Raw genomic sequence first — 8,357 nt, forward strand, 5'->3', positions numbered from 1 at the left:
TCAGGGTCTGGATGTTTCGTTGGTCAGGTTTGCCGCAACCAGCAATTTTCGCGATCGCGTCGGCGAATAGCCGTGCACGATCTCATCGCCGATCAACAGGACAGGAACGCCACGGCCATTGACCAATCCAAATAGGCGCTGACCATTCCGATCGGTTTCGACGTTGACATCGACATACTCAACACCCCAGTCGGAAAGATCGGCACGCAATTTCTTGCAGTAGCCACAAGTCGACGTCGACAACATCAGCACCGGTGCATCGCCGATCATCGTGCGAACTTCGGCGATATCAGCCTGGTTTGAGCACGCGGACAGCAAGGCCAGCAGCATTGCCAGTCCGGGCAGACGTCCGCGCATGTTGATTCGACGCATCATTTCAATTCGGCAACGAATTCCTGGAAGCGCTGCATGCCAGGGGCGAGCTGTTCGGCCGGACAGGTATAGGAAATGCGTAACGCCAGCGGATCGCCGAAAGCACTGCCAGGCACGCAAGCTACGCCTTTCGCCTCAAGCAAGGCGCCACAGAAATCCACATCGTTGTTGATCATGCGGCCATTGTGCGATTTGCCGAATGCACAGGAAATATTCGGGAATGCGTAGAACGCGCCTTGCGGGCGCGGACAGATCACACCGGGAATTGAAGTCAACGCGTTGTAGACCTGATCTCGACGGGTAGCGAATTCCGCATTTTTCTCATTCGGCACATCCTGCGGTCCGCTCAGTGCGGCAAGTGCGGCCGCGTTGACGACTTCCGGAATACTCGTGATGTGATTCGAGTTGAGCGTGACGACGGCGCTAGCCACGGCTTCCGGGGCGGCGATAAAGCCGACACGCCAACCGGGCATCCCGTAGGTTTTGGACAGTGAGTCGACCTGAATCACGCGATCACGCAGCTCAGGGCGCGCGGTGACGAAATTGTGATAGCCGGCGCCGTCGAAAACCATGCGGTTGTAGATGTCGTCGCAGATGATCCAGACATCCGGATGCTTGACCAGCACATCGGCGAGCGCGGCAATCTCTTCCTTGGCGTAGACCATGCCGGTCGGATTGTTCGGGTTGTTGAACAGGAACACCTTGGCACCCGGCAGCGCTGCATCGAGCTGGGCAGGCGTCAACTTGTAGTTTTGATCGGACCCGCACGGCAACAAGCGTGCCTTGGCATCGAGAATCTCGGCGAGATCAAGATAGGTGGTCCAGTACGGCACCGGAAACACAATCACGTCACCGGGGTCGAGCAGGGCTTCACCGAGGTTGTAGAGCATGTGCTTGGCACCGATACCGGTGGCAATATTGCTGCGTTTGTAGCCGCTCAGCCCGCCCTCCTCCAGATGCGCGATGAAGGCATCGAGCAAGGCCTCGGGGCCGCGATTCGATCCATATTGGCCGCTGTCTTTGCCTAGCGCCTCGCGTGCCGCGTCATAGACATGCGGGCCGGGCAAAAAATTGGGCACTCCGATCGAGAAACTGATGATGTTTTGACCGGCAGCCTTGAGTTGCTTGGCCTTTTCGGCAATCAGCATGATCGCACTGGGCTTGGCGCGACTCATGCGCGCAGCTAGATGCGGCATGGGAACCTCTTGGGAAGTGGCGGGGATTGAAGCTAGCAAAGCAGCTGATTTTAGCACAGCGATTGGCGCAGCCGGGTTCACGCTGCATCGCAGCATATGGCAATTTCACATATCGTGACGGATGATCGTGGTCACAAGACCATCGATCAGCGATAGAGTGCAAAGAATCGAACCACAACGAGGGCATCTCAATGGAAATATTCGGCGGCACCAACGGCATATTCATGACGATCATCATCGGCCTTCTGGTCGGATTCATCGCCAAGATCCTCAAGCCCGGCAAGGATCCCGGTGGATTCATCATTACCATTCTGATCGGCATTGCCGGTTCTTTCATTGCCACCTTCCTCGGCCGCACGATGGGCTGGTACGCCGGCGACCAAACGGCCGGAATCATCGGTTCGGTGGTTGGCGCGATCATCCTGCTCATTCTCTACAGTCTCGCTACGCGCAAGAAGCGCTGAGCGCGGACAGGTGCGCCCGTCAGGATGCCGAACGCATTCTGGCGGGTCGCGTGACACGCTCCTGGCGGATACGTTGAACCTTTGTCACCCTTCGCTGTGAACCTCGCCGCCATGAGACTAAGCCGATGGTTCCGATGGCTGCGTCGTCTCACTTTTGTCTTCATCGGCGTCGCTATCGTCAGCCTGATTCTGGATCGTATTTTTCCGTTGCCGCTGCCGGATCCAAACCGCGGCAGTACCGTCGTACTGGCACGGGACGGATCGCCGTTGCGGGCATTTGCGGATGCCGAAGGCATCTGGAGCTATCCGGTTTCAATTGACGATGTCTCGCCGTTGTACCTTGAGGCACTGGTTGGCTACGAGGATCGCTGGTTCTGGCATCACCCCGGCGTCAATCCGGTCGCGGCGCTGCGCGCATTCGGTCAAATGATTTTCAATGGCCACATTGTTTCCGGCGGCTCGACCTTGACCATGCAGGTTGCGCGCATCCTCGAACCGCATTCGCGAAGCTTCAGTGGAAAGCTGCGCCAGAGCCTGCGTGCGCTGCAACTCGAAGCCCACCTCTCCAAGCGCGAAATCCTTGAACTGTATCTGGACAACGCGCCGTTTGGCGGCACCTTGCAAGGCGTCGAGGCCGCTTCATGGGCTTATCTCGGTCATTCCGCCGATCGCCTTTCGCATGCCGAAGCCGCCTTGCTCGCGGTGCTGCCGCAGGCACCGAGCCGACTGCGTCCGGATCGCCATCCGGCGCTGGCCCGGGCGGCGCGCGACAAGGTGCTCGATCGCATGGCCACGCTCGATGTGTGGACTGCGGACGAGGTCAAGGACGCACGCATCGAATCGGTGGTCGCGCGCACCTTGCAGCCGCCGCTGAGTGCCGCCTTGCTCGCACGTCGCCTGCACAACGAGCATCCCCGTCAACGTCGGATTGCCACAACCATCGACATCGAGCTGCAGCGCAGTGTGCAGGATCGCGTCAGCAACTATCTCGCGCGCCTGCCCGAGCGCACCTCGGCCGCCCTGCTGGTCGTCGACAACAGCGATTTGAGCACGCTGGCCTATGTCGGCTCGGCGGCTTTCGGCGACGAGGCGCGCCTCGGCCATGTCGACATGGTGCAGGCATGGCGCTCGCCCGGATCGACACTCAAACCGTTTCTTTACGGCCTCGCCCTCGATGACGGGCTGATCCATTCCGAAAGCCTGCTGATCGACGCACCACAATCGTTCGGCGACTATCGCCCGGGAAACTTTGACAGCGCCTTCAACGGCCCGGTCGGTGCGGCCGAAGCACTGCGCCTGTCGCTCAATGTGCCTGCGGTCGATCTGCTCGACCGGGTCGGCGCGGCGCGCTTCACGGCACGTCTGGCCAACACCGGATTGCGCCTGCGCCTGCCGCACGGCGTCGAGCCGAATCTGTCGATCATCCTCGGTGGAGTCGGTGCGCGCATGGAGGACCTGGCCGGGGCGTACGCCGCACTCAATCGCAAGGGCATCGGAGGCATCGTCCGCTACATGCCGGATGATGCACTGGTTGAACGTCGCGTCCTTTCCGAAGGAGCCGCCTGGATCGTGCGCGAAATTCTCGAAGCCAATCCGCGCCCCGGTTATCGACCCGGCACCTTCGATACCGGCTCGCGCCCGCGCGTGGCCTGGAAAACCGGCACCAGCTACGGCTATCGCGATGCCTGGGCGATTGGTGGCACGCACCAGTACACGGTTGCGGTCTGGATTGGGCGGCCCGATGGCACGCCCCTGCCCGGCCAGTATGGTGCGGTGACGGCCTTGCCGCTGATGTTTCAGGTTGTCGACAGCTTGCCCGGAAGAACCTTGTCGTCAGTGCCGAAAGCACCGCCTGCCAGTGTCAGCGAACGCGAAATCTGCTGGCCGCTCGGCCTCGCATACGATGAGCAACATCCTGATCGCTGCCAGCAAAAAATGGATGCCTGGGTTCTTGATGGGGTCGTTCCGCCGACGTTCCCCGAACGCGACGCGCGCTCCTGGAGTGCGGGCCTGCTGCATGTGCGCATCGATGCACGCAGCGGCCAGCGCCTCAGCCCCGGTTGCCCTGCAGCGTTGACCAGGGAAATCGACATCCCACGTTGGCCATCGCTCGCCTATCCGTGGCTTTCTCGCTCTCAACGCCGGCAATCGAGTCTGCCCCGACTTGCACCACAGTGCGCCGATGACGGGCTCGAATCGAGTCAGGAACTGCGCATCGACGGCATCGCCGACCATGCCAGCGTGGCCCGCGCACCCAACAGCGACAAGCCGGCGATCGTTCGCCTGCGTGCGCTTGGTGCCATTGGCGAAGTGATGTGGCTGGTCAACGGTCGTCTGGAGGCGACTACCCGAGATGCACAATCCTGGGAACATGCATTTGCAGAAACCGGCGATCAGACCATTACCGCAATGACCGATGCCGGACGTTGGGCACAAGTCAGAGTGCGCGTTCTGCGTTGAGTGAGCACCTGCCGCCTTGGCAGCGGCAGGCAATCGACGAGCAACACGTTTGGCGCCCGCGTAGAATCGTGCCTTTGCCTGCGGAGACACACTCATGCCATCGTTCGATATCGTTTCCAAACTCGATGACCACGAACTGACCAATGCGGTTGATCAGGCCAATCGTGAACTCGACAAGCGCTTTGATTTCAAGGGCACTGGCGCGAGCTTCGAGCTCAATGACAGCGTGGTCGTGGCCAAGGCCGATGCCGAGTTCCGCCTCAAGCAGATGCAGGACATCCTGATGCAGCGACTGACTGCGCGCGGTATCGATGTTCGTTGCGTCGACATCGGCGATCCGGATGTAAATCTCGCCACGGCACGTCAGAACATCACGCTCAAACAGGGTATCGAACAACCGCTGGCGAAAAAGATCATCAAGTTGCTCAAGGATTCCGGCAGCAAGGTGCAGGCGCAAATCCAGGGAGATCAACTGCGCGTCACCGGCAAGAAACGCGACGAACTGCAATCGGCGATCGCCCTGCTACGCGGCAGCGACCTCGACATGCCGCTGCAGTTCGAGAATTTCCGCGACTAGCGAACTGCCAATCAGCCCGGGTTGCGCGCAATCAGACTCGATATCAGGGAGCGCAATGCCAACGGTTTGAGCGGTTTGCGAAGGAGTTGGCAGCCGGCGGCGGCAACCGCATCGGCGACAGTCTTGCCGTGATCGGCGGTGATGATGACGCAAGGAATTCCCTGCGCCGCCAAGCCCAGCGAACTGCGAAGTTCGAGGCCGCTGACATGATCATCGAGGTGGTAGTCGAGCAGCAGCAGATCCGCGCCGTGGGCGGCAAAGAGTTGGCAGGCATGTTCCGGTGTCTGTGCCGCATGGACTTCGGCATTCCAGCCCGTGAGCAGATCCTGCATGGCCTTGAGTACGGCCAGGTCATTGTCGACCACAAGCAGGCGCAGGCTTGGCAGATTCGCCTCCGGTGGCGCCGCCAGCGGAGGCGGCAAATCCATCGGTGAGGTCATCGGCACTTCGATCGCGAATACGGTGCCGAGACCGACTTTCGAATTGACCCGCAAGCGATGCTTCAACAATCGCGCAATTCGCTCGGCAATGGCGAGCCCGAGCCCAAGGCCTTCGCCTGAATGTCCGAGGCGGCGGAACTCCTCGAAAATCAGTTCGCGATCGGCAACCGCAATGCCTGGCCCGGTATCCCAAACTTCGATTGACAGATGTTTCCCGCGTCGTCGGCAGCCAAGCAGAATGCGACCCGAACGGGTATGGCGCACGGCGTTGGCAAGAAAATTCTGCACGACCCGGCGCAGCAGTTGCGCATCGCTTCGCACCCAGACGCGCGAGCCGACGTAATCCAGTTGCAAGCCACGCTCCTCAGCGAGCACGCTGAACTCCGCGGCCAGGCCACGCAGCCATTCGTCGATCGCAAAAGCCTCAACCGAGGCCCTCGTTCGGCCACCATCCAGGCGCGAAATATCCAGAAGTCCACCGAGCAGGCTTTCGGCAGAGGTAAGCGCGCCGTCAATGTTCAATACCGATTCGCGGTATTCATCATGGTTGAGCCGTTGCAGGAGTGCGTGGGTGAACAAGTGCGCCGCATTCAACGGTTGCGCGAGATCGTGACTGATCGCCGCCAGAAAGCGTGACTTTGCCAGATTCGCCTTCTCTGCTTCCTGGCGCGCCGAATCCAGTTGCGCAGTACGTTCGACGACGCGCTGCTCCAGCGTTTCAGCGACGCGCTTGAGCTCGGTTTCATTGCGCCGAAATTCGGTGACATCAGTAAACGTGGCAACGAAACCACCTCCGGGCATCGGGTTGCCACGGATCTCAACCATGCGCTCGGCGTCTGCGCCAGGGAATCGTCGTTCGGCGACATACGGCGTACCGGCACGCATGTGATTGATGCGCTTTTGCACTTCGTCCGACGGCGAATCACTGCCGCCCAGACCTCGGCCCACATTCCAGCGCACCAGATCGGCAATCGGTACACCGACGCGGAGCAATTCGGCCGGATAGCCGAACAATTCGGCATAGGGTCGATTCCACGCTACCAGGCCCAGATCACGATCAACCACGCTGATGCCCTGGCTCATGTTTTCCAATGCCGCCTCAAGCACGCGCTGGTTGAAGCGCAGGTCCTGTGACGTTTCTCCGACGATGTCGGCGACAGCCTCCAGCTCCACTCCGCGTTCACGCCTGGCCACGGTCAGCAGCAAACGTGCAGAGGATGCACCGATCACCGCGGCGAATTCGTGCTCGATCGCAGCGACCAGCGATTCGGATGCAGAACCGCTTGCATCGCTGCCGACGAACATCAGATGCACCTGCTCATCCGGAAGAAAGCGCAATGACAAAGCGCGCAGATCCGCCACTCCGACACGCCCACGGTGTCCGGCAGACTCCGCGTGGGCGAAGCGCGACCCAGCAACGAGACCGATTACGGCCAGATTTGCGGCAAGACTCAGCACCACCGCACGGGCAAGTCGGCTCCAGTCGCTGAATCCGAAAAAATGATCGGGCGCGAGCCACTGGATTGCGAATGGCCCGCTGGAAACCCAGGCAATCGAGGTGCCGGCAACGACAGGCAACATCAGGACATACAGCCAGATCAAGCTGCCGACAACGAGACCCGCACTGACCGCGCGCGCACCGATCTGCGGTCGATAGACCGCGACCAGCACGCCGGGAGCGATCGCCGACAGCGCCGAGAACGACACTGCACCGATATCCGCCAGCGCCTCACTGGCGACGAGTACGCGACTGTAGACCCAGGCCAGCAGGACGACGACGAGAATGATCATGCGTCGCTGGATCAACACCTGACGACGCAGATCACCAGCCACCGCCTGCCCCCAATCGGAATGCACACGCAGCGGCGCAATCCAGTGATTGCCAATCATCAGACTCAGTGCGAGCGTGGCAACGACGACCATGCTGGTCGCCGCGCTGAGACCGCCAAGAAACGCCATCAGGGCCAGCGCACCATGGCCTTCCGATAAAGGCAGGGCGAGCACATAGAGATCCGAAGGCACGCCCAACGGGCCAAGCAAGGCATCACCCGCTCGTGCCAGCGGCAGCAATGGCAGGGCGATCAGCAACATGTACATGGGGAACACCCAGCGCGCCGTACGCACATGGTTGGCATCACGGCATTCGACAACGCCGGTATGAAACTGGTGGGGCAAGGTGAAAACGGCGAGCGCGCCAAGCAGGATCAGCGACGGGAAACCGGAGGTCCCGCCTGGCAAGGGCTGCGTCGGCGCGGCATTCGGCAGTTCGAGACCGAACCAGACCAGAGCGCCGAGCGCGAGCATGGCCGCGAGCTTGAACAAGGACTCGAACGCCATCGCCAGCACCAGACCGCGATTGTGAGCGTTGGCACTGACACTTCGTGCACCGAACAACATCGCGAAAGCGGCCATCGCCAAGGCCACCCACAAGGCGCTGTCCTGCCACGCGGGAGCGCCCAGATCGCGTTGCTGCGCAAGCATGCCGTAGCTCATCGCCACTGATTTCAACTGCAGGGCGATATACGGAACGATGCCGAGGCAACAGATGGCCGTGACCAGTGCCGCGACCATCGGGCTGCGCCCTAGTCGTATCGCAACCAGATCGGCCAGCGAACTGCTGTTGTGCGCACGCGCGATTGTGACCAGGCGCATGAGCAGGCTGAAACCGAAAACATAAAGCAGGATCGTGCCAACAAAGGTTGGCGGCAACCACCAGCCCGAGCGCAAGGCCTGGGTGACGGTTCCGTAGAACGTCCACGACGTGCAATAGACCGCCAGTGACAGCGCGTAGACGATGGCCCAGTGTCTGGCGAAAATCTGCGGTCGCCGATCACCGAGCAGGGCGACT

General features: G+C 60.9%; 6 protein-coding genes. 3 read left to right on the forward strand and 3 right to left on the reverse strand.

All coding sequences use genetic code 11. The features are described from left to right. Both VFN25_RS11305 and VFN25_RS11310 read right to left on the reverse strand, forming a co-directional pair. The gene (locus VFN25_RS11305; protein WP_325141933.1) at positions 1 to 375 is read right to left on the reverse strand and encodes a glutaredoxin family protein; all 375 of its coding nucleotides are present in this window, start codon (positions 373 to 375) and stop codon (positions 1 to 3) included. Then, on the reverse strand, positions 372 to 1,568 hold the full coding sequence (locus tag VFN25_RS11310; protein WP_325141935.1) for an aminotransferase class I/II-fold pyridoxal phosphate-dependent enzyme: 1,197 nt from the start codon (positions 1,566 to 1,568) through the stop codon (positions 372 to 374). The genes VFN25_RS11305 and VFN25_RS11310 overlap by 4 nt, the downstream gene beginning before the upstream one ends. A gap of 191 nt (positions 1,569 to 1,759) precedes the next feature. On the opposite strand from VFN25_RS11310, the gene VFN25_RS11315 reads away from it, so the two are divergent. The 3 genes from VFN25_RS11315 to VFN25_RS11325 all read left to right on the forward strand — a co-directional run bounded on the left by VFN25_RS11315 (position 1,760) and on the right by VFN25_RS11325 (position 5,069). Further along, positions 1,760 to 2,032, forward strand: a complete 273-nt coding sequence (locus tag VFN25_RS11315) for a GlsB/YeaQ/YmgE family stress response membrane protein (RefSeq protein WP_325141937.1) — start codon at positions 1,760 to 1,762, stop codon at positions 2,030 to 2,032. A gap of 111 nt (positions 2,033 to 2,143) precedes the next feature. Continuing rightward, positions 2,144 to 4,492: a penicillin-binding protein 1C gene (pbpC, locus tag VFN25_RS11320; protein WP_325141939.1), complete on the forward strand. Its 2,349-nt coding sequence runs from the start codon at positions 2,144 to 2,146 to the stop codon at positions 4,490 to 4,492. Positions 4,493 to 4,586: 94 nt separating this feature from the next. Then, a complete protein-coding gene (locus tag VFN25_RS11325; protein ID WP_325141940.1) occupies positions 4,587 to 5,069 on the forward strand; it encodes a YajQ family cyclic di-GMP-binding protein in 483 nt (160 codons plus the stop codon). A gap of 11 nt (positions 5,070 to 5,080) precedes the next feature. Here the strand turns inward: VFN25_RS11325 and VFN25_RS11330 are convergent. Further along, on the reverse strand, positions 5,081 to 8,357 hold a 3,277-nt coding region (locus tag VFN25_RS11330), incomplete at its 5' end, for a PAS-domain containing protein (RefSeq protein WP_325141942.1).

The organism is Dokdonella sp. (assembly GCF_035703485.1).
In the GTDB taxonomy this organism is placed as follows: Bacteria; Pseudomonadota; Gammaproteobacteria; order Xanthomonadales; family Rhodanobacteraceae; genus Dokdonella.